The sequence below is a fragment of the Streptomyces sp. NPDC031100 genome (genome assembly GCF_055570785.1).
The window spans coordinates 158,149-182,950 of sequence record NZ_JBVIGN010000014.1 but is presented as its reverse complement, the minus strand read 5'-3'; the positions used below and the strand labels follow the sequence as shown (position 1 = coordinate 182,950).

Here is a 24,802-nt window from a genome sequence, read left to right as displayed (position 1 = left end):
CCGCCGGTGCCGCGGAACCTTCCGTTCCTGCGGCGTCAGCACAGCCTGCTCGCAGCGCTGGTTGACCCGCCAGGACACCGTGTTCCAACGGTCCGGCAGCATGGGCATGCCTGCTCGGTCAACCACAACCACGCCGGCTCCGGCCCCTGCGGCCCCTCGACGAACAGCCACTGCCGCTCGCGTCAGTACAGCAGGCTCAACTCTCGCCTGCCTGCCACCCCGTCGCGGTCCACCCAGTGCACGACCGGGACCGGCGCCGCGTCACCTTCGTGATCAACCGCATCCAGGCCGGCTTCTCGTAGCGCCCCTCCTCCTGGGCGCGCTGGACAGCCCACGCCCGCTCGGACTCGGAGTAGGCGCCCTACCTGGCGCACCGACTCGACAGACGCGTAGAAGGCCCGGTCACGCTTCGACCACGCCAGAGCGCGGGCCACCTGACCATGGCAGTGGCGCCGGGACCGCAGAGGCCGCGTCGGCCTCGGGCCAGGACCGGTCGCCGCCGTGCATGTGCGCCCGAGAGAGGAGCGGCCGGGACCGGGAGTTTCGGTACGGCTCGGTGAAGCCGGCAACCGATCTGGCTGCGCACGGCAGATACCCAAAAGCTCCCGGTCCACGAAATTCGCTGTTGGCGAATCGCTGTCTGCCGATACTTGGAGATCCACTCCATGGGGGGTATTCAAGGGTGAAGGCAGGCAGCAGCGGGCTGCCTCGGCCTTGGGTGTCGCTCGTGCGGCGGCGTTGAAGGAGAGATTCATACCGATGGCAACAGGCGTAGTGAAGTGGTTCAACGCCGATAAGGGATTCGGGTTCATCACGCAGGATGACGGCGGCCCGGACGTGTTCGTCCACTTCTCGGCCATCCAGTCCACCGGGTTCAAGGAGCTGTACGAGGGCGACAGGGTCGAGTACAAGGTGACGCAGGGGCCGAAGGGTCCGCAGGCGGAGAACGTCGTTCGGCAGGCGTAACACTGCCGGGGCGTGTGCAGGGGCTCCGTCCCGACCGTGAGGTCGCTGGGACGGAGCCCCGGCTGCTCCGCCGACGACAAGGAGTCCGGCGCCTGTGATGAGCCACGGGTCGGCGTCGGCACCGGTGTGAGCGAGGGAGCCGGTCGGGTCTTCGTCGGCGCTTCGCCGGAAGCGTCCGGCTCCCACATGTGCGCCTGACCTGCATCAGAGAGGGCGTTGTGGACTGGCCGGTCGTGTGCGGTCAGCGGGTCACAGCTGAGGCTGCTGCATCCGCTGCCAGCTGAAGGGGCCGTAGGTGGTGCCGGTGACGGGGTGGTTGGCGTTCGGGTCGGCGGTCAGTTTCAGCCATTCCAGCGGGGTGGTGCTGCCGTGCACGACGATCCGGTGGAAGTTCGGGACGTTGTAGTACGGGTGCTCGTTCCATGCACTGTTGTCCGGGTCGTGGGCGCACACGCTGGCGCCGGTGGCCGGATCCGTCTCGCCGGTGCACGTCGCCGTCGGCGACAGGGGGTTGTCCGAGCGGTACAGATGCGAGTCACCGTTGAGCATCAGCACCGGGCGGCCGAACTCGGTCGTCCTCGCTGCGATCTGGTTGATGATCGGCTCGTAGTTCGTCAGGTGGTTCTTGGTCTTGCCGTCGAGGTCCCACATGTCGGCCTGCACCGAGATCACCACGGCCTTGGCGTGTTCGGCCTGCGCGTCGGCGAAGGCGGCATCGAGCCAGCGGACGTCGGCGGCGGTACGGTTGGTGCGCTCGCCGGTCTGTGCCTGAGTCGCGGTCGGCGCCTTGTACCAGGGGTCGGCGTCGTTGTTCGAGCCGCCCGGCGCGTTGACGGTCACGAAGACGATGTCGTTCTGCTCCCACTTCACGTTCTCGACGTACTGCGCGTCGGCCGGGTGGCTCGGGTCGTAGGCAGTGGCCTGGGACACCACGTTCAGTGTCCCGCTGCCGAGGGTGTGGCCAGGCTGCGCGAAGAAGTCCTGCCGGACTTCGGCAAGGTTGTCGAGCGGGTTGCCGCAGTGGTAGCCGGCGCAGTCCGCCGGGTCGGTCGACAGGCCGTTTGTGCCGATGTAGTCGATCCCACCGGAGGCCGAGTCGTAGAAGCCTCCGCCTTGACCGGGTGAGGTGAGGCTCGACGCCTTGTGGCAGTCGGCCCACTCGTTGTCGCCCGGCGTGTAGACGAGCGGCTTCGTGAAGGTCTGCCACATGGACGCTATCGAGGCGTCGTAGTCCTCGGTGCAGAACTCCTTGCCCGAGTGAATGTCGCCCACATGGATGACATCGCCGATCGTCGGATCACTGTTGATGGTCCCGATGAACGCCGGGGTCTTCTGGAACTGCGACGTGTCGGCGCTCTGGCCCGCGGGCGCGTACGCAGACCTGCCGTAGGGCGAGTCTCCGAACACGGCGAGCGTCAGTGGGCTGCCGGCCGCCGATGCCGTGGTGGTCGACATCACGGAGCAGGCAAGGCCGACGGCAACGAGCGTGACCAGCCCGCGCCTTGGTATGCGTCTCGACATGCGTCCCTCTTTCAGATCCGGTTGAGGGGGGCGCTCCAGTGAACTGGCTCACAGCTAGCGCGCCGTGGCCTCCAGGGCGGCCTGGAGATGACGAGCAGGGGAAATTGCCACAGCGCCCGCAGACGGGATCGCTCCCCGCGTGCCGCGATCGCCACTAGCGACCCGGCCGGTTCGGCTGTACGGCTGTGACGGTCAGGTGGTGGCCAGTCGCGTCGACGATGCCGGTGCACTGGAAGGCCCGGTGCACTGGAAGGCAGCGGTCGCCGCTCGCGGCTCCCCCCTCACGCCTTCCGGCGCATCGATGTCCCCCGCTGTTCGGCCCACCGGCCGAGCCGGACGCTGGAGCCTCCGGAGCGCCTGGAGGGCGCCGGCCACCATCGCCGGGCCCATGTCCCTGTCTCAGACCGCCGATTCCACGCCGGGCCGTATGGCCGACGGCTACCTCTCCACCGCGATCGATGTCGGCGTGCGTCCGATTCGCCCATCATCCCAACCGGTGTCCGTCGCCGTCACGAAAGGGCGGTTCACCGCAATCGTCGTCCCCTTCGACTCCGGCATCCGCTGGGGCTCTCCACTTCTCAGGTCACCGTTGAGCACCCTGCCCAGTTCCGCTTTTGACAATGGTTACTTTTGTCAGCTTATAAATTTGCTGTAAACCCCTGTGCCTGAGGGAGGGCACGGGAGTACGGTTCCGGCGCTCGGCAGTAGGAGATCAAGTGGAGCCGTAGGGGCGGCCGCGACCTACGCCGAAGAAGCCGGAGACAGTCCATGCGTGGGTATTCCGCACGGCGCAGACCGCGCCCCGGGGCGGAGAGAGGCGGCAGAAGAACACTCGCCGTCGTCGCCGCCGTACTCCTGATAGCGGGTACGGGATCCGTCGCCGCGTTCGGGACGAGCGACACGGACTCCAGCCGCCATGATGTGGCGGGTGAGGAGTCCCATGAACTGATGGAGTCCCTCGACGCGTTCAACGAGCCGAGGCTCTCCCCCAGCGGTCTGATCGCGCCGGGCGCGTACGCCGATGCCTGGGCGCACATCAAGAACATGCCGGTGAAGTCCGGCAGTTGGTCCGAGATCACCACCTCGCCGTACAACGAGGACGCGCTGCACTACCGTGACCGGTCGGCCTCCAACTCCGGTGGCGGTGCGGGCCACTCGGCGGGCCGTATCGCCGCCCTGGCCACCGACCCGACGCATCAGGGCGTGGTCTACGCGGGCGCCGCGGGCGGCGGTGTGTTCCGCTCCTCCGACGACGGCAGGACCTGGACTCCGATCGCCGACCGGTTGCCCGCCCTGTCCGTGGGCGCCCTCGCGGTCGCGCCCGACGGCTCGCTGTGGCTGGCCACCGGCGAGGCGACCACCGCCTCCGACAACTACCTGGGCAGCGGCGTCTACCGGCTCGCAACCCCGGTCACCGGCACTTTCAGCGAGAGCGACAAGGTGGGCGGTACCGAGCTGGATTCCAGCTCCATCCACACCGTCACCTTCGACAAGGCCGCCGGTTACGTCTTCGCGGCCTCCTCGCACGGCGTCTTCCGGCGCCCGTTGGCTGCCGGGCAGTCCACCGCCTGGACGAAGGTCCTCGCCCCGTGCGCGGGCATCGGCATCAGCGGCGTGGGCTGCGGGGTGGACAGCCACTACTCGGACATCGCCAACGACATCGCCGTACAGCCCGGCAGCGACGGCACCAAGCTGCTGGCCAACGTGGCCTGGCGCAGCGGCGCCGACTACAACGGCTTCTACTATTCCACCGACGCGGGCACCACCTGGAAGCGCGCCAACCCGACCGGTGCGATCAACCCCGCCGAGATCGGCAACGCCTCCTTCGCCTACGCGGCCGACGGCAGCAAGCTGTACGTCTCGATGGAGTCCCCCAAACTCCTCAACAAGTCCTCCGGCTCCGGCGTGTACTCGGTCCTCGCCGGCGTGTACGTCAGCCAGAGCGGCAACGCGAACGGCTCGTTCAAGCAGATCGCGACCTCCTCGTCGCTGTCGACCACCGGCTCCGCGATGAAGATCAAGGAGATCGGCAGCGGCTACCAGCCCGGCTCCCAGTCCTGGTACGACCAGGTCATCGCGGTCGACCCGAGCGATCCCAACCACGTCTACCTAGGCCTTGAGGAGATGTTCGAGTCCCGGGACGGCGGCGTGACCTGGAAGGCGATCGGCCGCTACTGGAACTTCGGCATGCCGTGCTTCTCGTACGACCCGGCCGCGAACTCCTGCGACGGCGACGTGATGCACTCCGACCAGCACGCCCTCGCCTTCTCGCAGTGGAAGGGCAGCACGCCGGAGGTGTTCGTCGGCAACGACGGCGGCGCCTACGCCCGCCCCACCACGCAGACCACCGCCGGCTGGCGCAACCTCAACGAGTCCGGCACCCTGCGCAACCTCCAGTACTACTCGGTACGCGCGGGCAGGATGACCGACGGCAGCGGCGAGGCCGTCTGGGGCGGCCTGCAGGACAACGGCGTCTCGCTGCTCGCACCCAAGGGCGCCACGTACCAAGGTCAACAGCTCAACTCGACCGGCGAGATGGTCTCCCCGTTCGGCGGTGACGGCGGCGACCAGCTGGTCAACCCCGCCGACGGCTGCCAGACGGTCGGCGAGTACGTCGACCTCGCGCTGCAGATCACGAACAACTGCGGCTACACCGCGAGCGACGACGGCTCCGAGGACGTGATCACCGACATCGCGCCCGGCGACCCCGGAGCCCGCTTCATCGCCCCGTTCAGCGCGGACGAGACCGACCCGAACGGCCTGTGGGTCGCGGGCGGCCAGTACGTCTGGGGCAACACCACAACCTGGAAGAGCACCTCCGGCACCGACTGGACCAAGCTGTACGACCTGGGCGCCGGCCACTCCGCCTCGGCGGTCGCCAGCCGCGACCACGTGACGTGGGCGGCCTGGTGCGGCCCCTGCTCGAAGGTCGACGGCACCTTCGGTCGGGGCATCGCCACCAACTACGGCGGCACCTGGCACCAGTTGACCCTGCCCGCCGCCTTCCCGAACCGTTACATCTCCGGCCTGACCATCGACCCGTCCGACGCCTCCGGCAAGACGGTCTACGCGGTGATCAACGGCTTCTCCCGGCACTGGAACGAGGGCCCCGGCGCCGGCTACGGCCACGTCTGGAAGACCACCGACGGCGGCACGACCTGGACCGACATCAGCGGTGACCCCGCGGCCTCGGACTCCTTCCCGGACGCCCCGGCCAACGCGGCGCTGGTCACCAAGAACGGCACCCTCGTGGTCGCCACCGACCTGGGCGTGTTCACCAGCACCTCGGCCGGCCACTGGGCGCGCCTGGGCACGAACCTGCCCACCTCACCGGCGGTCTACCTCTCGCCGAGCCCGGACGGCAGCCAACTGTACGTGGCCACGCACGGCCGCGGCATCTGGAAGACAGCGATGCCATAACGCCACACCGGTTCCTCCAGCTGCACTGCGGCCGGCTGACTACTGATCTCGCAGTAACAACGCGGCGGCGATCCCTCTCAGCGAACCTGGGCGACGCGAGGCACAACGCGTGATGCCTTCAGTCAGATGTCTGGCTGAAGGCACCGCCCATCGCACCCGCCGACGCGTCGTCCAGGCCAGTGATCTTCAGCGGGCCAGTGGATTTCCCGCACCCGCATCCACCGCCACGACCGGGCATGGAGGGGCAGGAACAGGGGCGTCTGCGCTGTCCGACCCACCGGACGCCGGTGGCGAGCGCGGCCACGGCCAGCGCGGACGGCCGGCGCGCCCAGTATCTTCGCGGCGCCCGCCGGGCGGCGGCCAGCAACACGGTCCGATATGACGGTTCTCCTCGGCCAGGTCCGTGAACGGGATCGGGCAACAAGCACTTTCACCGCAGACAGTCAGATCGTCACAACCCGCCTCGACCGCCTCGGCCAGGGCGGAGCGGATCGTGGTCAGGTCCGCGATCTTCGCGTCGACCTCCGCGAGCTTCGCCGCGGCGCGTGCCTGCAGCCCGGCCACGGGAAAGCCATGCGGCGCGGCCCGCTCCCTGCCGGCGCCTCCAGCACCGGCGCGTTCGAGGTTGGTGTGGGCGCAGGCCGGAGCATGGGTGACCCCGGCCTGCGCACGCCCGTCAGGCCAGCATGCCGGCGACTCCAGTGCGGCCGTCGGGGACGCCGACGATCGTGACGATGACCTGCTTGCGGACGGCCTCGCCGAGCACGTCGGTCAGTGCGTCGGTGGTGGTGGCGACCAGGCGGCCGGGAGCGTCCGGGATCTCGGGTAGGTGATACGCGGCCTCGCGCATGCTGAGGGTGACGAGAGGTGCATCGTTGTCGGTGGGGTTGCCTCCGATGCCCCGGCGGTGCTGCGGGATGCCGATCAGGTCCACCCCGACGAGGCTGCGGAACTGCTCGCCGTAGACGGCACCGACTGCGTCGGCTAAGGCACTGATCAGCTTCGGTTCTACCGTCCCGTCGAGGGTTTCTTCGCGGATGTGCACGCTGAAGTGCGGCATGGTGGCAACTCCGTTCACGCCGGTAGTCAAGAAGATCCCGGTGCCCGAAGCGCTGCAGTCCTTCGCGCTGGCGCCGCGCCACCTCTCGCTGCTCTCCTACCTGCTCTTCGATGGGCCGATGACCGTGAATGAGCTGGCGGCCCGACTGCAGGTCGCGCCGACGACGGTGAGCCTGCTGGTCGGCGACCTGAGCCGGAAGGGGATCCTGGAACGGCGTGAGGACGAGGCGGACCGGCGTCGTCGAATCATTGGCATTGCGGCCGATCAGCAAGCCGCGATCACTGCCTGGCTCGCCCCGGGTGCGGCTGCGTGGCGCAAGGCGTTGGCCCCTCTGACGCCGGATCAGCGGCAGCTGTTCGTCGACACACTGCTCGCGTACGAAGCCGCGGTCAGCGGCGCGGAACAAAGCTGAGTCGAGCCCACAGGCATCGCCGCCCACGGGAAGCGGATGACCGTCGCGGGGACATCGAGCTGACGTGCGCACTCTCGGCGTCCTGACCGGCCAACCCGGCCAGCTGCCGCTGGATGGCGGGAGGGGACTTCTCGTCAAAGCCGGCGAAACAGGCCGCGGCCATGTCCTCGTCGGCGTGGCCCTGGACGGCGGCGCGCTCCAGGCGCTCCGCGCTCGCGGCGGCCACGTCCAGGCGTACGCCGTCCTTCTCGTCGGCCCGGACGATCAGCTGGGCGCCCTTGGCAACCGTACCCACCGCGAACTGGGCAGGCGACAGCCGGTCGTTCAGGATCAGTCCGGACTTGGCAAGCAGGTACGGAATGTCGAGCGGGCCGCGCCGATGGCGTCGAAGCAGCTCTGCAGGTCCACGTCGAGCGCCTGCGACAGGGCCGGCACCTCGCCGGCCGCCGCGGTCGTCGCGATGACCCAGCTGTTGGCGACCGGTTTCAGACGGGTCGCGGTGCCGTCGGCACCGTCCTCGCCGGTCCACACCGTGAGCGCGCCGACCGCGTCGAGGACAGGGGTCACGGCGTGGCGGTGCTCGCTCGGACCGGCTGCGAGGACGAGCAGTTGGCCGGCCTCGGCGGGCGATGGGGGTGCCCCCCCTGGGCTCGGGCGCAGTCGGGAACTTCGGGGAGGGTGCCCAGCACCGGGGCGTCGAAGAATGCGAGGTCGTGCTCGCGGGCGAAGGCGGCCAGGTCGGCGATCGCCTGACACCGGCGGTGGCCGACTGCACCCAGGCGGCATGCGGGCGGATGGCCAGAGCGTCCTGAGTCATCACCTCCAGGGCGGCACGGTGAGTTTCGTAACGCGCCCGATTCACCGGTCATCCGATCGATCCCGCGGACTGCCACGCGCGCCATTCTCACATCATGACTGACACCCCCCGCCCCCATTCCGCAGAGCGCGAGCGCGGTCCCGAGTCGGCCGACGGCTCGGTCGGCGCAACCCGCAGAACCGTCATAGCCGCTCTGGGCGGCGCGACCCTCGGAGCGGCCGCTCTGGGGCTCACAGCCACGCAGGCGACCGCGGCCACAGACCGGAACGACACCGCCCAGCCCCCGAACCGGGCGGCCGCCGACTGCGTCCTCACACCCGAGCAGACCGAGGGGCCTTACTACCTGGACCTGGAGACGGTCCGCAAGGACATCACCGAGGGAAAGCCCGGCGTGCCACTCACCCTCCGCGTCAAGGTGATCGACACTGCGACGTGCTCTGCCCTACCCGGCACGGCGGTCGACCTATGGCACTGCGACGCTCTTGGCGTCTATTCCGGCTATGTGGCCGGCGGCTCAACGCCGGACACGACCTTCCTGCGCGGCGTACAACTGACCGACTCCTCCGGCGTCGCCGAATTCACCACCATCTACCCCGGCTGGTACGTCGGCCGTGCCCTTCACATCCACGTCAAGACGCATGTCGGCGGCAAGGTCACCGGCGGCAGGTACCAGGGCGGCCACGTCTCCCACACCGGCCAGCTCTACTTCCCGGAGACGTACAACAGCAGGGTCGCCGCGTTGGCCCCCTACCGGAACAACACGGCCACTCGCACGCTCAACGCCAGGGACGGCATCTACCGCAACGGCGGGTCCTCCACCCTGCTGACCCTCACGCAGATCGGCAGCGACCTCGGCAAGGGGGTGACCGGCACCGTTGTGCTCGGCATCGATCCCAACGCCGTGCCCTGACGCCGCCCGAGTTCAGCCACGAACGCGCCGCGCGCGAAGGAACACGGTGACGGACGCGAGGATCTCCTCCCGGGAATGGGCCCGCCAGGATCGGGAATGACCGGGGCATGACATGCGAGTCGTGCGGCGCGCCTCTGACCGGTCGACCGCGCAGCGGTCGACCGGCTCGCTACTGCTCCGGCGCATGCAGACAACGGGCGTTCAGGCAACGCGCGGCGCGCCGGGATGCCCGCGGGGCGCCGACGGGCACGTCACCGCCCACACAGAGCGCTGCCTCCCCGACCGCTCAGGGCCGCGGCCTGCCACGGGCCCTCGACTCCTTCGTGGGCCGAGGGGCGGAACTGTCGCGGCTGCGTACCCTGCTGAGGACGTCGCGGCTGCTGACCCTGACCGGCGCCGGCGGCGTCGGCAAGACGCGATTGGCGCTGGAGTTCGCCATGGGCCTGCCCGGCCACCACGGGCGGGTCGACCTGGTCGAACTCGACGCCCTGCATGACGGCGCCGCGCTCGCACAGGCCGTCGCCGCCGCGCTGGCCGTGGGGGAACGGGCGGGACAATCCGGTGTCGACGTCCTGGTCCACGCGATCGGCGACGCCCGTCGGCTGTTGATCCTGGACAACTGCGAGCATCTGGCCGAGCCGTGCGCCGGGCTGATCGCGACCTTGCTGAAGGGCTGCCCTCGGCTACGGATCCTGGCCACCAGTCGCGAGCCCCTGCGGGTTCCCGGGGAGACCGTGCTCCGGGTCGGTGAGCTGTCGCTGCCGCCGGACGACGCCGGAGACGACCCGGTGGTCCTTCTGCGGGCGGACGCCGTCCGGCTGTTCGTCGAACGGGCCTCTAGTTGCTCACCAGGATTCGCGCTCCATCGCGGAAACGGCCGGACGGTTGCCGAGATCTGCCGCAGACTGGACGGCCTGACGCTCGCCGTCGAGCTGGCGGCGCGCCGGGCCGGAACTCTTCCGCTGAGTGACATCCTGGCAGGACTGGACGGCCAGATGTCCCAGCTGTCGCTCCTGACAGGCGGACACAGGACGGGACCCGGGCGCCACAGCGAGCTGGCCGCCGCGATCGACTGGAGCCACCGACTGCTCGATCCGGCCGAACAGGCGGTCTTCCGGCGTCTTGCCGTCCTCGTCGGCGGGTTCGACACGACTGCGGCGCGGGCGGTCTGCGCCGGTGACGGTGTCGCACCGTCACGAATACTCGGCATCCTGTGCGACCTCGAGGCCAAGTCCCTGATCGCACGTGTCTCAGGAGACGCGGAGACCACCCGATTCAGGCAGCTGAGCACCATCCGCGCCTACGCCCTGGAGCGCCTGCTCGCCTCCGGCGAGCTGCACATCACCAGGCGCCGGGTCCTCGAGTGGCTGACCGGACTCGCCGACCGGGCCGACGACGAGGTGTTCCCCGACCAGGCCGGCAGCCCGCTGGCCGTGGAACGGGACAACCTCGCCGCGGCGCTGGCCGGCACCACCGTCCGCGCCGGTGCGTCGCACCCACGGCTGCTGCTGGAACTGGCGCGCGTGCACTACGAGCAGGAACAGCCGTCAGCTGCCCACGCGTTGCTGACGGGATTGCTGCGGGAAGTGGACGGCGGGGCCCTCGGCGGGGCGTTACCGGCGCTCGCCGCGCGCGTGGCCTGCCAGCGGGCCGACCTGGCACAGGCACTGCGCCTCGGCGAGCAGGCGGTGGCCATGGAGCGTACGCGCACTCACCCCGCCGGACTTGCCAACGCCCTGGACGCGCGCGCTGCGGCGCGGCTGTGCCGAGGCGAATTCGGCGCGGCCGTGGAGGATCTGCGCCAGTGCCTGGGTGTCGTCGCCACGCTGGGCAAACCCCAGGACACCGCATGGTGCACCCATCACCTGGCGTGGGCGCTGCTCCAAGCGGGCGGGGAACTGGAGGCCGACCTACTCATGTCCCGTTGCCTGCCCGTCCTCAGGGAGCACGCCCCCTGGAGCCGGGTCGCAGCCGCTCTGCACACAGCAGGCGCCGTGCGGCTGGCCCTGGGGCATCTGGAAAGTGCCGAGGCGCTGTTCGCCGAGGTGCTGCGGATCGTCCCCGGAGCAAGTTTTCACGCGCTCTACCCGGTGGAGGGCCTGGCTCTCGTGGCCGCCGAAAGCGGTGACATGCGGCGGGCCCTCCTGCTGTACGAGGCGAGCGCGCAGGCACGCCGCCGACTCGACACCGTGTCCGAGGCTCCGTGGCGACGCCAGGTGGAACTAACGGTGGATCGTGCCAGAGCAGGGCTGCCGGCAGCCGCTCGGGAAGCGGCTGTGAGTGGCGGCCGCCGACTGCGCGGGGAGCGGCTTGTGGCGTACGCGCTGCGGACCAGGAGCGAGGACCACCCGACGACGTCCGACGCCGTACAGGTCGTAGACGACCGATGCAGGCTCACCGGAAGGGAGTTCATGGTGGCCAAGCTCGTCGCCGACGGGCTGACCAACCGGCAGATCGCCGAGCGGCTCGGTCTTTCGACCCATACGGTCGCCACGCACCTGGACAAGGTGCGCGACAAACTCGGCATGCGGTCACGCACGCAGATCGCCTTATGGGTGGCCGCACGGACCAAGACCGGGCACACCTCGCCGATGTAGTCACCCCCGGCAGGGCGCCTGATCAGGACACCATCAGACGCCCTCGCGGCGCGGACCCGCACGGTCACAGCGATGTCACGACGTGCTTGATCCGGGTGTAGTCCTCGAAACCGTAGGCCGAAAGGTCCTTGCCGTAGCCGGATTTCTTGTAGCCGCCGTGGGGCATCTCCGCGACGAGGAACATGTGCGTGTTGATCCATACACAGCCGAAGTCGAGGCGCTTCGACATGCGCATCGCGCGGGCGTGGTCCTTTGTCCAGACCGACGATGCGAGAGCGTAGTCGACGCCGTTGGCCCACTCCACGGCCTGGTCCTCGTCGGCGAAGGACTGGACGGTGATGACCGGGCCGAAGACCTCGTTCTGGATGATCTCGTCGTCCTGCTCGAGGCCGGCAACGACCGTGGGAGCGTAGAAGTAGCCGCGGTCACCGACGCGGTGACCTCCTGCCTCCACAGTGGCGTGCGAGGGGAGCCGGTCGACGAAACCGCTCACCTGGGCGAGCTGGTTGGCGTTGTTGAGCGGGCCGAACAGCACACCCTCCTCGTCGACGCCACCGGTCTTGACGCCGGCGGCGGCCTTGGCCAGAGAGCGGCCCAGCCGCCCTTCCTTGAGCCGGAGTCGCCGTTAGGCATCGACCCTCCGGATCGGCTCCGCCATTGCAGTCCTTGCGATCACCGGGTCGCGACCGACTCCACCGACCGAGTTGTCGAGGCCGCGCTTCTCATGTTCCCAGGGGATCGCGTTGACGCGGTCTTCACCGCCCTCCACGTGACCGATGAGAGGCAGACGGAACGATGATGACACCGACCGTGTATATGCGGGCCAGACCGTGCTTGGGAATACGGATCCGCGTTTGATCTTTGAACGCGGTGGCACGGTTGGCGTCGGCCCTCTGACGCACGGCCGGCCAAGCCTTGTCCGGACGAGAAAGTGCGGTGATCACGCAATGCAGGCGGTGCGGTTTCACGAGTACGGCGGGATCGATGTGCTGCGGGTGGAGGAGGTGGAGCGGCCGGTGCCCGGCCCTGGGCAGGTGCTGGTCGAGGTCCGCGCGGCCGGGATCCAGCCCGGCGAGGCGCACATCCGCACAGGCGCGCTGCACGAACGCTGGCCGGCGGCGTTTCCCTCCGGGCAGGGCAGCGATCTGGCTGGCGTCGTAGTGCAGGCCGGCCCGCACGTCCGGGGCTTCGCGGTGGGTGATGAGGTTTTGGGCTTCACTCACCGGCGGGCCAGCCATGCGCAGTTCGTCGTCGTCGACGACGTGAATCTGGTCTCCCGTCCGGCGGGGTTGGCCTGGGAGGTGGCCGGGGCGCTGTACGTGGCCGGCACGACCGCCTACGCCACGGTGTTCGCGGTGGACCCCGGCCCGGACGACACGGTCGTCGTCTCGGGTGCGGCGGGCGGAGTCGGGTCGCTTGTCGTGCAGCTCGCGCGGCGGCGCGGCGCCACGGTGATCGGGCTGGCGAGCGAGCGGAACCACGCCTGGTTGAAGGACCGCGGTGTCCTCCCGGTCGAGTACGGGCCAGGTGTGGCCGAGCGGATCCGTCAGGCGTCCGGCGGCAGGGTCGACGCGTTCATCGACACCTTCGGCGACGGCTACGTGGCACTGGCAGTGGAACTGGGTGTGCGGCCCGAGCGAATCAACACGATCAGCGACTGGCAGGCCGCGGCCGAGGTCGGCGCGCGGACCTACGGAGAAGGCGCGGCGGCGTGCGCGGTCGTACTCGGCGAGCTGGCCCGGCTTGCCGCGCGCGGGCAGTTGGAGGTGCCGATCGCCCGCACCTACCCGCTGGAACAGGTGAGAGACGCCTTCCGCGAGCTGGAACAACAGCACACCCACGGCAAGATCGTGCTCCGGCCCTAGCCCCGGCTGCGGAAGGTAGTAGTCCCCGCGATTGGACTGGGCCGAAATCAGGCGAAGGGTCGGAGAACGTCCTGCGAGATACAACGTTCTCCTACCTCTGAAGCTCCGCCAGCACGGCGCGGATCGCTGGGCTGGCATGGGCGCTGTTCCGCCATGCCGCGTATACCTCACGCTTGGGTGGCCGCTGCAGTGGCCGGATGACGAGTCCTTCTGTCAGGGGTGGGCGGGCAAGGCGAGGGATCAGGGCGATGACTTCGCCGGAGGCGACCAGCGCCAGCTGGGTGGAGAAGTCGTCGATCAGGTGGCGCACGTCGGGGGCTTCGGGCAGATCTGCTACGAGCCTTCGGAACCACTGGTGGCACACGGTGTGGGGCGGACTCGTCGCCCATGCGTGGCCGGCCAGGTCACCACTTGTCAGTGGCGGGTCGAGTTGTGCGAGTGGATGCGTTTGATCCATGACGATGTCGCCGACGTCGGTGTGGATGTGGCGCTGGGTCAGTGACGACGGCAGGTGGACGGGCAGCCCGTCGGCGTCGTGGAGGAGGGCGAGGTCGGCTGCGCCGCCCTCGACGCTGTGGAGGGCTTGGTCGGGCTCCTGCTCGGTGATGTGCACACGAAGGTCCGGGCAGCGCGTCGACACTCGCTCCATGATGGGCGCGAGCAGCCCGCGGATACCCGTCGAGAAGGACACCACGCGGAGTATCCCGCGCGGCGTGTCCTCCGCCACGGATCGGGCCGACTCGGCGCAGCGCTCCAGCGCTTGGAACACGTCGGGTGCCGAGTCGACGATGGCTCGCCCGGCCAGGGTGAGCACGACCCCGCGTCCTGCGGGTGCGAGGAGGGGCACGCCGACCTGTCGTTCCAGTCTCTTGATCTGCTGTGACACAGCCGATGCCGTGAACCCGAGGTCCTCGGCCGCCCGCGCCAGCGTCCCGAGGGTGGCCACCGACCGCAACGCCCGCAGGGCTCCGACATCAATCATGAAGCCAGATTACGCAGTACAGGTAAAAAAGCATCGGTAGACCAGAGGTATTGCCCGGGGCAGGATCGGACCATGATTGACCAACAGCACACCGCTGACCGTCTCTTCGGCACGAACCTCGTCGCCATGGCGACCCCGATGCAGCCCGACGGCACGATCAGCGAACCAGGACTTGCCAACCTCGTCGGTCACCTGCTGACCACAGGGTGCGAGGGCATCGTCGTCGGTGGTACCACCGGCGAGTCGCCCACGTTGACCGAAGCCGAGTCGGCCCGGCTCGTCCGCACCGTGGTGGCCCTGTCGCAGAGACAGGCGCGGGTGATCGCCGGTGTCGGCACCTACAACACGGCCGAAGCCGTGCAGCGGGCCCGCGAAGCCGAGGCAGCCGGGGCAGACGCCCTGCTGCTGGTCTGCCCCTACTACTCCAGGCCGACTCAGGCCGGTGTGGTGGCCCATTGCGTGGCGGTGGCCGACGCCACCGAACTGCCCGTGATGCTCTACGACGTCCCGGCGCGCACCGGCATCGCCATGGAAGCCGCCACACTGATCGAACTCTCCGGCCACCCCCGGATCCGGGCCGTCAAGGACGCCAAGGGCGACCTGTTCGAGGCGATGTCCGTCATGGATCGCACGTCACTGGCCTACTACTGCGGAATAGATGAGCTCAACCTGCCCTACCTCGCGTGTGGTGCCACCGGCGTGGTCAGCGTCGTGGGCAATGTCGTCGCCGACCGCAACGCCGAACTCATCCGAGCGGTCCGCCGGGGCGACCTCGATTCGGCGAAGGCTGTCCAGGCGTCGCTGCTCCCCTTGACGGACGCCATCATGCGCACCTCACAAGGAGCCATCATGGCCAAGGCCGCGCTGGCCGAGCTCGGGATCATCCCGCACGCGACAGTGCGCCTTCCGCTCCTCGAATCGCAGACGCCGCACCTCCAGCGGCTCACGGATGCCCTGGCCACCACCGCCGCGCCTGCCTGATCGAACCTGCACCAGGCGCCGGAGCAGACGGACCAGGATGCGGGGCTTGAGACCCGCGACAGCGATAGACGACCAGGGTCCGCGAGGTGCCCGGAAGATCAGGCCGGGCAAACCAACCCCATCTGGCAGATCGACCGGCCGTGCAGTGCGCACTCAAGCACTACGGCGACCCGGCCCGTGGCTCGGATGAGGCTGGCGCCCTCGCGTCCCTCGCCCGGCACCGCACCCCCGCGCCCCGGCTCCTGGGAGCGCTCCGGAGGCCAGGCCGCCCTGGACCAGGTGGTGCGGACGGTGAGGTCCTCGCGCCGCAGGATGAGGCGGAGCCGAGCCGTGGCGTTGGCCGGGCACTTGCCTCAGTCCACGGCGAGATCGCCCACTTCCACCGTACTCGTCGAACGCAAGGCGCGGGGCATCCTGAACGAATCATCCAGCTGACAAGGCGCAGCAGGACAATCGCACAGCGCCTGGCAGAGGTGCGGAACCGCACACCACACGTCGACCTGCTACAGAATTCGAACCCGCTCTAGTGAGTCTTCAGTTCCCCGATCCGCGCGACCGTCGTTCCACTCTTCGGGCATACCCACACCGCCGCATCTGTGCGGACAGTCACCGTCAGCGGATGTGTGTCCGGGTGTGTCGGGCACTGTGGCCAGACCGCCGATACACCTTCAGACCACAGTGCCTCCACCGCCCAGTCCTGGACCTGATCTGCCAGGTGCACGAGCAACTCTGCGGCGGTGCCATCCGGATGTGGAGTCAGGCCCTGGCCTGAACCGTCCGGGGCCCAGAGCGTGACCCCGATCCTGTCATCCCAGCGTATGTCTGGCTGCACCGCGCACTGTCCACGGAGGTCTCGCAGGACTGTCTCCACAGCTTCGGCGAATTCCATGTTCACTGGGCTCCTCATCACCTCGGGGACAACTGCCTCATAGTCTCCACTGCCCCTGAAGCTTGCGGATGATCTCCGTTGGCCCAGGCCCGTTTCAGCGCCCGCCTCAACCTTGGCGCTGCTCGCCGACTGTCCCGCAATTGACGCCTGCAACCAGCCTCGACCATTACTGGCCCTGAGCGACCGTCTGACATGCCCGGCAGACCTCAGCGACCACCGCGTCCATAGTCCGCATCGATGGGTGGTGGTCCATCACCGTGACGGCATGCAAGGGGGCGCGCTATAGCGTCGACTGGAGTGTGGTGAGCGTGCGCTCCACGGTCTGCCGCGCCCACCAGCACGCCGCCGGGGCCCGTCACCGGCCGGCGCGGATCCGGGGACTACGTAGCCGTCCTCCGCAGCGTCGGCCCGATGAGGCGGTTGGCCGCTCATGCTGCGGGCTCACCACGAAGATCCACCTGGCGAGCGACGGCGGCTGCCGTCCCCTGGCTGCTAGGAGCCCTGGGCGCGCCGCGCAGGCCCCCAGCACTGCGACGCCCGATCTGCGGCTCATGTCAGAGTTCTACGCAGCGTAGTCAGCACCAAACCAGCACGGGAGTCAGCACGGCGCCTCCAAATCATGCCTGTGACCTGCCCGTTCCTACGGTGTGGCGACACGCAAACGTCCCCGTCGAATGCCAGGAAGTGGTGCCGATGTCCTCCCCCGCGACAGCTCCACCAGCCCCGTCCAACCTCCCCCGCATCGTCGCCGCCAGCCTCATAGGCACCACCATCGAGTGGCACGACAACTCATTCGGTCAGGGCTACGACCTGCTGCTTTCCCGCCATTGACTCGCCGAGGTCAGCACCGAACCAGCACCGGAAAACCTCGTGCTGGGTGGGCAATGCGCACATGCCCGATCCGACTGGCTGCGGGCCCGACGACAGCCATCAAAGATCGTCACTCACCGTAGCCTGCCCTGCCGGACATTGACGGAGTGGTCGCCTTCGGCACAGTCGACGAAGTCGGACCAGGTCGGCAGGAGGCCGTCGGCATCGCTTGGGCGTAAGACCAACGCCGCCGAGTCCGGTCGGAACGATGGCGCGGGTGCGCCGGGTGGTTGCCCGGCACGCGCAGGTCCAGGCAACCCACGACCGTCCTCGGGGTGCAGGCCGGCGAGGCGGAAGATCGCTTGGCTGACCGGTCGCCGCGGGCAGCGGCCACTGAGTGAGGTGCCTGCGCTGTGCCAGAGCTTGGAACCCCCGGCTGGAGCGCCACCGTTGAGTGCTGCGGTGGGTGCCGGCCTTCGAGCGTGAGTGGGCGGCGGCGCTGGAGGAGTCGCGCCGGACGTTCTCCCTCGCCGGGCTGTGCGAGGTCGTCCAGGTGTGGCAGGCCCGCGTCGCCTCCGCCCCCAGCAGTCGACGCGTTCCTCGAATCCGGCCGGGATGAGACCGCCTTCGTGGGCCTGGAGGAGATCCGGAGCAGATGCCGGTGACCGGACAGCCGTGATGGATCGGCCGTTACGACTGCGCGCAGCAGGAACGGCTCGGCCGCGATGCCGCATACCGGTGGACCGAAGTTGGCGGACAGCAGCCGTGGTTGGCAGGCGCAGCCGTGCGAGCTTCAGATGTGACTCTGTGCGGTCGACGGTGTGCGGCACTGCGTGGCCGGCCCTGCGACGGTCTGTTCTGTAGGGCCTGCCCTGAGGGCCGCCTGCGCGGCCCAGTACCTCGCGCGCCGACGAGGGTGGCACTACGGAGGTGGGCAGCCTCGTGCGGCCGCAGCCGCACGAGGCTGCCCTGGTGCTTCAGTTGGGTTGTGCCTCAGCGGAAAACGGCGATGTTGCGGGCGGCCCAGCCGTCGAAGGGGCGCGGGGCGCGGCCGAGGACTCGTTCCACGACCGGGCTGATCCGCAGTTCGGCGGGGGTCGGGGCGGAGATGATGTCCAGGGTGTCGTCGGCGAGTTCCGCCGGCACGAACCGGGTCATCGTGGCCTTGGCCTCGTCGCGGGTGAGTTCGTGGAACCGTACAGGCGAGCCGAGCGCGGAGGCGATCGCCTCCGCCTGCTGACGCGGCGTGACGACCTCCGGCCCGGTCAGCTCGTACACCCCGCCGGTGTGCCGGTCGTCCAGCAGGCAGGCCGCCGCGACCTCGGCGATGTCCGCCGGGTCGATGACCGGCACCCCTACGTCGCCGAAGGGCGCGGCGACCGTCCCTTGCGTGCGGACGGACTCCGCCCAGGCCAAAGCGTTGGAGGCGAAACCGCCCGGTCGCAGGACGGCCGAGTCCAGGCCGGACTCCCGCAACGCGTCCTCCACCGCGCGCATCGCGACCCGCGACGGGCCGAGCGGCCTGGTCGCCACGCCCTGCGAAGACAGCAGGACGACCCGGCGGACCCCACTGGCCGCGGCCAGGCCGATGATGTCGGCCGGCCTGGCTTCGGGGGCGTGCAGGTCTCCGGACAGCAGGAGGAACAGGGCCTTCGCCCCGTCCAACGCGGGTGTGAGGCTTGTCAGCTCGGCCAGGTCGGCCGTCACATGCCGGACTCCGTCCGGCATCGCCACCACGTGCCGCGACACCGCCGTCACCAGCTCGCCCGCCTCGGCCAGGGCCTGCGTCAAAGGTCGGCCCACATTCCCGGTAGCCCCGGTCACCACGATCATGTTCAGCTCCTAGTCCGTTGTGCACTGCGGTAATTGACACTAGGAGGCGGGCTTACGTTTCGTAAGGACGTACCCAGAGGTAAGCTCCCGACATGAAGGAAGGTGCGCAGCTGACGCAGGCTGAGACACGCAATCGGTATGAGGTGTTTCACACCGACTGCCCCGCGCGAAACGTGGTCGACCACGTGACCAGCAGATGGGGTATCTGGGTGCTGATCTTCTTGCGGAGCAACGACCTTCGGTTCCACGAGCTGCGCGACAGCATCCAGGGCATCAGCGAGAAGATGCTCGCCCAGACCCTGCGCGCGCTGGTCCAGGACGGCTTGATCTGGCGGGAGGTAGAGCCGACGACGCCGCCCCAGGTCACCTACGGGCTGTCCGAGTTCGGTCAGGACGTCAGCGAGCCGCTGACGGACTTGTTCAACCGGATCACACAGTGGCTACCGCCGCGCAGCCCGGAATAGTGCGGTAGTGGTCGGCCTCGAAGGCGAATCCAGCGTGACCTGGTGACCTACGTTGATGCGTCGGCAGTAACCGGCGAGACTGTCGAGGATCTGCTCGGCGGTCTTGTGCCATACGTACGGGCGGGAGTTCGCGTTCCAGTCCTTGATCCAAGCGCGGATCCGGCGTTCGAGGCCGGGGACGGAGCGGTGGATGCTGCGCTGGAGCTTCTTGCAGGTCAGCTCGCCGAACCACCGCCCGACAGGTTCAGCCAGGACGAGCCGGTCGGGGTGAAATGCGGGTGGAACCGCGGGTGGGCCAGCAGCCACTTGCGGACCGGCTCGGCCTTGTGGTGCCGTAGTTGTCCACGATCAGGTGCACTCCAGGCCCACCGGGACGCTCCGGCGGGTCGAGATACAGGCCCACCACGTCGTGGATCTTGTCCACGAAGAACGGGGCGGTGGACAGCTTGAACGACTCGGCACGGTGCGGCTTGAGACCGAAGGCCCGCCAGATCCTCGACACGTCGACTGCGACATGTCGGCCCGCCGGGCCATCGACCGCCTCGACCAGTGGGTGGTGTTCTTCGGCTTCGTCTGGTGGTTCAGCAATCGCAGGTCGACCCTTTTACTCGTACCGGTACTTCAGCGAGTCCGCCTCCGCCTGCTCGATGTCGTCGATCGTCAGCTCCGGCATCCGCAGCTGGGCCAGCGTCACCTCGGCCGAGGCCGGCTGGGCGTCCGCCGACAGCCACTGCTCCGGCTTCCAGGCCGCGCTGCGCAGCAGCGACTTGGGGCAGTGCGGGTAGACATCCTCGATCCCCAGCACCAGCGTACTGGCCGGCGGCTTGCTCACGGCGGTCAGCTGCGACAGCAGCTCCGGGCGGGTGGAGACGCAGGCCGGGCCGTTCACAGCGGGACCGCCGCGCGGGGAGACGTCACAGTTGCCCTCCGCGTCCGCGCTGGCGACCAGGACCAGCGATGAGCAACCGATCAACCGCCCGATCTGCTCGGTGAGTTCGGTCATCTGCTTTCGCATGGCCGCGTCGCTGGAGGCTTCGTAGGCCCGGCGCAGCGCCTCCTGGTCGGGCACGGCGTCGAGGCGGAGCGAGTCGAAGGCACTGCCGGCAAGGGGTGGCGTCATGCCCCGATCCTGGTGGGCCGACCTGCGATTGGTCTTGGTCGGTGAGTGTGGGGGCATAGGGACGGCCTCGCGGGATCTCCGATGTGTGAAGATCAAACAGACCCGCGCAGCCATGGCCCATCCTGCCTTCTGCCAACAATGAGGGGCGTCGCGTCCTGAGCCGAGGCCGACACCACGAGAGGGCGGCGTGGCCGACCAGATCGATCAGGAACACGCACCTTCGTCCGTAGCGGTCGGCGAGCCCGGACAAGAGCGGGACCCCGGCGAGTTCCCCCACGAAAGTGGCGCCGGTCAGCAGGGGCTTGAGGGGCTGGGCCTCCGTCATGACTGCAGGCGCTCCAAGACTCCCCAGGCGACTGGCAGGTCGATGGTCGATCAGGGCAGGCCGGCGGCGTCCAGCCCGGAGCGCAGCAGGGTGAGCAGGTCGGCCAGCGCTGCCGGCGGATCCGGTTCGAGCGTGACGAGCATCACTGCGTCGATGATGAATCGGGCCACTGCACGGATCCGCAGGTCGGGAGTCTCCAGGCCGCGGTCGGCCGCGAGCGCGTCGGCCAGGGTGTCCGCGTGCCGTAGCCACATCTGCTGCCAGTGAACGCGTAGTGCCGGGGTGCCGTGCACGAGGGCGAGGAACGCCTCGAACTGTTCCCGCTCCCGCGGATCCGCTGTAGGCAGTGACATCAGGTACTCCTGCACCGCGTCTACTACGTCATGGCCAGGAGAGCGCTGACCGACCGCGGCAACGAGGCCGGCGTCGATCTCCGGCTCCAGGTCGAAGAGCAGCGCTTCCTTGCTGCGGAAGTAGGAGAACAGGGTCGGCACCGAGACGTCGGCGGCATCGGCGATCTCCGCCACGGTGACCGCGTCGTAGCCGCGTTCGAGGAACAGCCTCAAGGCCGCGTCGGCCAGTGCCCGGCGGCTGCGGGCCTTCTTGCGCTGCCGCAGGCCGGGCGCTGAACGGTTCGGTTCGGTCACACAACGAACCTAACAGGTTCCATAGCGATGCAAAATCTTAAGTGGCTTAAAAACTTCAGTGGTTGAAGAACCGTCAGCTGCTGTGCTTCACTCGTGCCGCCGGCCGCCGAGGTCGGCCCACGGACCGGATGGGCTCCGAAGGGTGTGATCAGCCATACCCATGCACTCACGCCCGGCAGGCGGCAGTGGAGAGGCCCCCGAAAGTCCCGTCGGCGATGCCGCCCTCCATCCATTGCCCCGCCCGAGATCCAACAGCGTTCAGCGTCGGTGAGTCCGAGCGACAATCGACCGCTGCAGGTAAACGCCGCTTGGGCAAGAGGTGGCCCCTGCCCGGCCCCGCCACCCCGCCGACTCCCGGAGGGCAGAGCCGATGTCGCAGGGCCCGACCGCCCCGCCGCCACCATGCAGCGCCAGGACAAGTTCGGCCCGATCACCCCCATACGGGCTGCTGACAGAGAGCCGGCGCCCCGCCATCGCGCAGACAGACACATGCAGCGGTCCCATCACGTCGGCGGGCATGGCCCGGGAACCCCCGCGCCCGGCCTCCTGACCGTCGCCGGCACAACCACAAGACCAGCGGCACCGATCATAGCTCGCTCAAGAGAGCGCACGACCTCCCGACGCCGAGCCGTATCAACCCGCCCATGGCGGACTGGGCCCACCGACCCTGCCTCGATACCGCGAGGCGCCCCGCCCACTGCCGGCCTTCGTCACAGAGGCCGCCTTGTTCGAGGAAATCACGCGGCGGCAGGGCAGCAACGGCGCGATGACCTCGTACTTCGCCGTTCTTCAGGTCAGACCGTCGGGCAAGGCTCTTCCTCACCCTCCGGCGGCACGACCCAAAAGCACACATGCCGGCCCGACCCTCTACCAGGTCCTCGAGGTGCATCGGGCGACGCCCGGTGCTGCGGGACCCGGGGCGCGCGCGGTGTGCGCGCAGGTGGGTACGGCCGCTGCGCGAAGCGGAGTGGCGGGTGTACGTCCCCCGACTCGCGCCTCGCGCCCCCGGATGGGTGAGTGGCGTCAGCAGCTGCTGTTCGTCTGTGTCAGCAGACCTAGCCTGTACGGGAGTTGTGAGTAGGCTCCGGACGCCGCCGGATCCAGCCCCTGGTACAGGAACTGAAGCCGGCACGGGTCGATCTCCATGGTCTGGTCGATGCCGTCGCGCACCATCTCACCGTGGCTGATGTCCTTGGACCATGCCGTCCCGTCCGCGAAGGTCACATCGGTGGACCTCGCGAAGGGGTTGGCCTCCGTGTCGGCCAGCGGTGTCCACCGACCGTCGAGTCCATGCGCCGTCCACGAGCGGAAGTAGCGCCGCCCGTCGCTGCCGATGGCCTCGACGAGCAGCAGATACTGATCGGCCGTGCCCTTGATCTTGTAGACGTTGCTCGCCTCGAAGAGCGAGAACTTGCTGTCCTGAAGGACGATCTTCGTGTTGCCGAACCCGTTCGGGAACTCCTTGACCGTGGTCTCCGAGCGGTACAGGTGTCCGTTGTCGTCGGAGGAGAAGAGATAGCACATCTCCTCGTCGCAGACGGTCCAGAAGTCGACCCAGTAGCCGTTGCCGATGTTGTCCTTGATGACCTGTGGCATGGAGTCCTGGAAGTTCTTCGGTGCGCTCCAGGAGGTGGGGTCGTCGATGTTCTTCGTCGTCGAGTACGACGGCAGGCCCGTCTGGTACACGAGGTACCACGTCTTCTGCGGAGCGAAGTAGAAGGCCTGCGGCGCCGCCCGGTAGCCCTTGCCGATCGCCGTCGTGTCCAGCGGGGTCTGGTACGCCGCCCCGGCCTTCGACCAGTCGTCGAAGCTTGTCTGGACGAGGCTCCAGCCGCCGGACGTGTCGGCGGTCGTGGCGAAGACGTGCCACGTTCCCTTGTAGCGGACGACCGACGGGTCCTTCACGGAGACCACGGGGTGCGTGGCGTCTGGCTGAGGGGCGATCAGCGGGCCCGTGGACGACCACTGGAAGGTGCTGGTGAGCCGCCCTTGTCCGTCGGCCGTCGCGGCGGGCGCCGTGCCGAGCACGGCGACCAGGGCGGCCACCGCCGCCGCGGCAGTGGACAGGCGTGTGCTGATGCGCATCTCAGTCCTCCTGCGCGGCCGCGGCGAGGGTGTCGTGGATCGCGTCGTACGCCGGCTTGTGCTGCAGGTTCTCGTCCCAGGGCAGGGCGGCGCCCTCGCCCTGGAAGACCGACGGGATCCACGAGTGCCGGTCGGTGTAGCCCCACACCGTGATGCCGACACAGCGCCGCACAGCAAGGCAGGCGTCGGTCACCTTCCCGTACCAGTCGGCCTGCTCGGCCAGCTTGGCCGTGTCGGAGGGAAGGATCATGCGGATGTCGAGCTCGGTGATGGCGACATCGACACCGAGGTCGGCGAACCGCTGGATGTTCTGCTGCAGCCGGTCGGGGAATCCGTACTGCAGCGCGAGGTGTGCCTGCATGCCGAAGCCGTCGATCGGGACGCCGTCCGCCTTGAGCTGCTTGATGAGCGTGTAGTAGGCGTCCGACTTGGGTCCGATGGCCTCGACGTTGTAGTCGTTCAGGTAGAGCTTGACGTGGGGGTCGGCGGCGCGGGCCCAGCGCAGGGCGTCGGCGATGTAGGACGGGCCGATGGTCTTGTAGAAGATGTTCTGGCGGTAGGTGCCGTCCTCGTTCATGATCTCGTTGGCGACGTCCCAGGCGAAGACCTTGCCGCGGTAGTGCTTGACGACGTTCGTGATGTGGTTCTTGAGGATCGACCGCAGTTCGTCCTTGGTCCAGGTGCCGGAGGTGAGCCAGCTCGGCAGCTGGTTGTGCCACAGCAGGGTATGGCCGCGCACCTTGAGGTGCTCGGCCTTCGCGTAGTTCACGATCTCGTCGCCCGCGGTGTAGTCGAAGACGCCGCGCTGCGGTTCGGTGGCGTACCACTTCATGCCGTTGCCGGGTGTCGTCTGGCCGAACTCCTTGCCGAGCAGATCGGCGAACTCGGTGTCGGCGAGCTCCGGGTTGTCGACGGCGGAGCCGAAGTAGCGCCCGGTCTCGCGGGCGAGCTCGTGCAGCGTCTTCGTCCTCTTCGCGCCGTCGGTGCCGGCCTGGGCGGCCGGGGCGACGGCGAGGCCGAGCAGCAGGGCCGCCGACGCGGCGAGCGCGGCGGATCTGACGCGCGAACGGCGTGCGGGTGTGCTCATGGTGCGTCTCC

At 68.8% G+C, this 24,802-nt stretch carries 17 protein-coding genes and 6 pseudogenes; 12 read left to right on the top strand and 11 right to left on the bottom strand.

Annotated features, from left to right (window positions below):
- Positions 1-759: 759 nt before the first annotated feature.
- The gene (locus ACZ5DS_RS33740; RefSeq protein ID WP_468246150.1) at positions 760-966 is read left to right on the top strand and encodes a cold-shock protein; all 207 of its coding nucleotides are present in this window, start codon (positions 760-762) and stop codon (positions 964-966) included.
- 249 nt (positions 967-1,215) lie between these two features.
- Here ACZ5DS_RS33740 and ACZ5DS_RS33735 read toward each other — a convergent pair whose 3' ends face one another.
- Positions 1,216-2,487: a hypothetical protein gene (locus ACZ5DS_RS33735; RefSeq protein ID WP_468246148.1), complete on the bottom strand. Its 1,272-nt coding sequence runs from the start codon at positions 2,485-2,487 to the stop codon at positions 1,216-1,218.
- 388 nt (positions 2,488-2,875) lie between these two features.
- On the opposite strand from ACZ5DS_RS33735, the gene ACZ5DS_RS33730 reads away from it, so the two are divergent.
- Together ACZ5DS_RS33730 and ACZ5DS_RS33725 are read left to right on the top strand one after the other, a co-directional pair.
- Positions 2,876-3,142 carry a hypothetical protein gene (locus ACZ5DS_RS33730; RefSeq protein ID WP_468246145.1) on the top strand — a complete coding sequence of 89 codons (267 nt, stop codon included), beginning with the start codon at positions 2,876-2,878 and terminating at the stop codon, positions 3,140-3,142.
- Between the two features lie 113 nt (positions 3,143-3,255).
- Positions 3,256-5,907, top strand: coding sequence for a WD40/YVTN/BNR-like repeat-containing protein (locus ACZ5DS_RS33725; RefSeq protein ID WP_468246144.1), 2,652 nt, complete (start codon positions 3,256-3,258; stop codon positions 5,905-5,907).
- Between the two features lie 676 nt (positions 5,908-6,583).
- Here the strand turns inward: ACZ5DS_RS33725 and ACZ5DS_RS33720 are convergent.
- Entirely contained in the window at positions 6,584-6,967 is a 384-nt protein-coding gene (locus tag ACZ5DS_RS33720; RefSeq protein WP_468246143.1) for a hypothetical protein, read from the bottom strand.
- On the opposite strand from ACZ5DS_RS33720, the gene ACZ5DS_RS33715 reads away from it, so the two are divergent.
- Positions 6,966-7,379, top strand: coding sequence for a MarR family transcriptional regulator (locus tag ACZ5DS_RS33715; protein WP_468246140.1), 414 nt, complete (start codon positions 6,966-6,968; stop codon positions 7,377-7,379). The two genes, ACZ5DS_RS33720 and ACZ5DS_RS33715, sit on opposite strands and share 2 nt — an antisense overlap.
- A gap of 124 nt (positions 7,380-7,503) precedes the next feature.
- On the opposite strand, the pseudogene ACZ5DS_RS33710 reads toward ACZ5DS_RS33715, so the two are convergent.
- Positions 7,504-8,211, bottom strand: a pseudogene (locus ACZ5DS_RS33710) (NAD-binding protein); the annotation flags it as partial.
- A 79-nt stretch (positions 8,212-8,290) separates the two neighbouring features.
- On the opposite strand from ACZ5DS_RS33710, the gene ACZ5DS_RS33705 reads away from it, so the two are divergent.
- A complete protein-coding gene (locus ACZ5DS_RS33705) occupies positions 8,291-9,106 on the top strand; it encodes an intradiol ring-cleavage dioxygenase (protein ID WP_468246138.1) in 816 nt (271 codons plus the stop codon).
- Between the two features lie 323 nt (positions 9,107-9,429).
- Positions 9,430-11,703: an ATP-binding protein gene (locus tag ACZ5DS_RS33700; protein WP_468246135.1), complete on the top strand. Its 2,274-nt coding sequence runs from the start codon at positions 9,430-9,432 to the stop codon at positions 11,701-11,703.
- A 64-nt stretch (positions 11,704-11,767) separates the two neighbouring features.
- On the opposite strand, the pseudogene ACZ5DS_RS33695 reads toward ACZ5DS_RS33700, so the two are convergent.
- Positions 11,768-12,292 (bottom strand): annotated as a pseudogene (locus tag ACZ5DS_RS33695) (aldehyde dehydrogenase family protein); the annotation flags it as partial.
- 40 nt (positions 12,293-12,332) lie between these two features.
- Here ACZ5DS_RS33695 and ACZ5DS_RS33690 point away from each other — a divergent pair.
- Positions 12,333-12,502: pseudogene (locus ACZ5DS_RS33690) on the top strand (GntR family transcriptional regulator); the annotation flags it as partial.
- A 148-nt stretch (positions 12,503-12,650) separates the two neighbouring features.
- Positions 12,651-13,568, top strand: a complete 918-nt coding sequence (locus ACZ5DS_RS33685; RefSeq protein WP_468246133.1) for an NADP-dependent oxidoreductase — start codon at positions 12,651-12,653, stop codon at positions 13,566-13,568.
- A 91-nt stretch (positions 13,569-13,659) separates the two neighbouring features.
- On the opposite strand, the gene ACZ5DS_RS33680 is transcribed toward ACZ5DS_RS33685, so the two are convergent.
- A complete protein-coding gene (locus tag ACZ5DS_RS33680; protein WP_468246131.1) occupies positions 13,660-14,550 on the bottom strand; it encodes a LysR family transcriptional regulator in 891 nt (296 codons plus the stop codon).
- 72 nt (positions 14,551-14,622) lie between these two features.
- On the opposite strand from ACZ5DS_RS33680, the gene dapA reads away from it, so the two are divergent.
- From dapA to ACZ5DS_RS33665, 3 genes and pseudogenes are all read left to right on the top strand, one after another.
- Complete coding sequence (dapA, locus tag ACZ5DS_RS33675) at positions 14,623-15,531, top strand: 4-hydroxy-tetrahydrodipicolinate synthase (RefSeq protein WP_468246128.1); 909 nt, start codon at positions 14,623-14,625, stop codon at positions 15,529-15,531.
- A gap of 1,125 nt (positions 15,532-16,656) precedes the next feature.
- A pseudogene (locus ACZ5DS_RS33670) lies at positions 16,657-16,944 on the top strand (IS5/IS1182 family transposase); the annotation flags it as partial.
- A gap of 746 nt (positions 16,945-17,690) precedes the next feature.
- Positions 17,691-17,895: pseudogene (locus ACZ5DS_RS33665) on the top strand (DUF6247 family protein); the annotation flags it as partial.
- Between the two features lie 328 nt (positions 17,896-18,223).
- Here the strand turns inward: ACZ5DS_RS33665 and ACZ5DS_RS33660 are convergent.
- Positions 18,224-19,063 carry an SDR family oxidoreductase gene (locus ACZ5DS_RS33660; protein ID WP_468246126.1) on the bottom strand — a complete coding sequence of 280 codons (840 nt, stop codon included), beginning with the start codon at positions 19,061-19,063 and terminating at the stop codon, positions 18,224-18,226.
- A 92-nt stretch (positions 19,064-19,155) separates the two neighbouring features.
- Between ACZ5DS_RS33660 and ACZ5DS_RS33655 the strand changes: the two genes are divergently transcribed.
- Positions 19,156-19,527: a winged helix-turn-helix transcriptional regulator gene (locus ACZ5DS_RS33655; protein ID WP_468246124.1), complete on the top strand. Its 372-nt coding sequence runs from the start codon at positions 19,156-19,158 to the stop codon at positions 19,525-19,527.
- Here ACZ5DS_RS33655 and ACZ5DS_RS33650 read toward each other — a convergent pair.
- From ACZ5DS_RS33650 to ACZ5DS_RS33630, 5 genes and pseudogenes are all read right to left on the bottom strand, one after another.
- Positions 19,504-20,103: pseudogene (locus tag ACZ5DS_RS33650) on the bottom strand (transposase); the annotation flags it as partial. The gene ACZ5DS_RS33655 and the pseudogene ACZ5DS_RS33650 overlap by 24 nt on opposite strands.
- A gap of 28 nt (positions 20,104-20,131) precedes the next feature.
- Positions 20,132-20,647, bottom strand: coding sequence for a PNPOx family protein (locus ACZ5DS_RS33645; RefSeq protein ID WP_468246121.1), 516 nt, complete (start codon positions 20,645-20,647; stop codon positions 20,132-20,134).
- A gap of 375 nt (positions 20,648-21,022) precedes the next feature.
- Positions 21,023-21,619 carry a TetR/AcrR family transcriptional regulator gene (locus ACZ5DS_RS33640; protein WP_468246119.1) on the bottom strand — a complete coding sequence of 199 codons (597 nt, stop codon included), beginning with the start codon at positions 21,617-21,619 and terminating at the stop codon, positions 21,023-21,025.
- 1,023 nt (positions 21,620-22,642) lie between these two features.
- Positions 22,643-23,704, bottom strand: coding sequence for a glycoside hydrolase family 62 protein (locus tag ACZ5DS_RS33635; protein ID WP_468246117.1), 1,062 nt, complete (start codon positions 23,702-23,704; stop codon positions 22,643-22,645).
- 1 nt (position 23,705) lies between these two features.
- Positions 23,706-24,791 carry an endo-1,4-beta-xylanase gene (locus ACZ5DS_RS33630; RefSeq protein WP_468246114.1) on the bottom strand — a complete coding sequence of 362 codons (1,086 nt, stop codon included), beginning with the start codon at positions 24,789-24,791 and terminating at the stop codon, positions 23,706-23,708.
- Positions 24,792-24,802 lie beyond the last annotated feature (11 nt).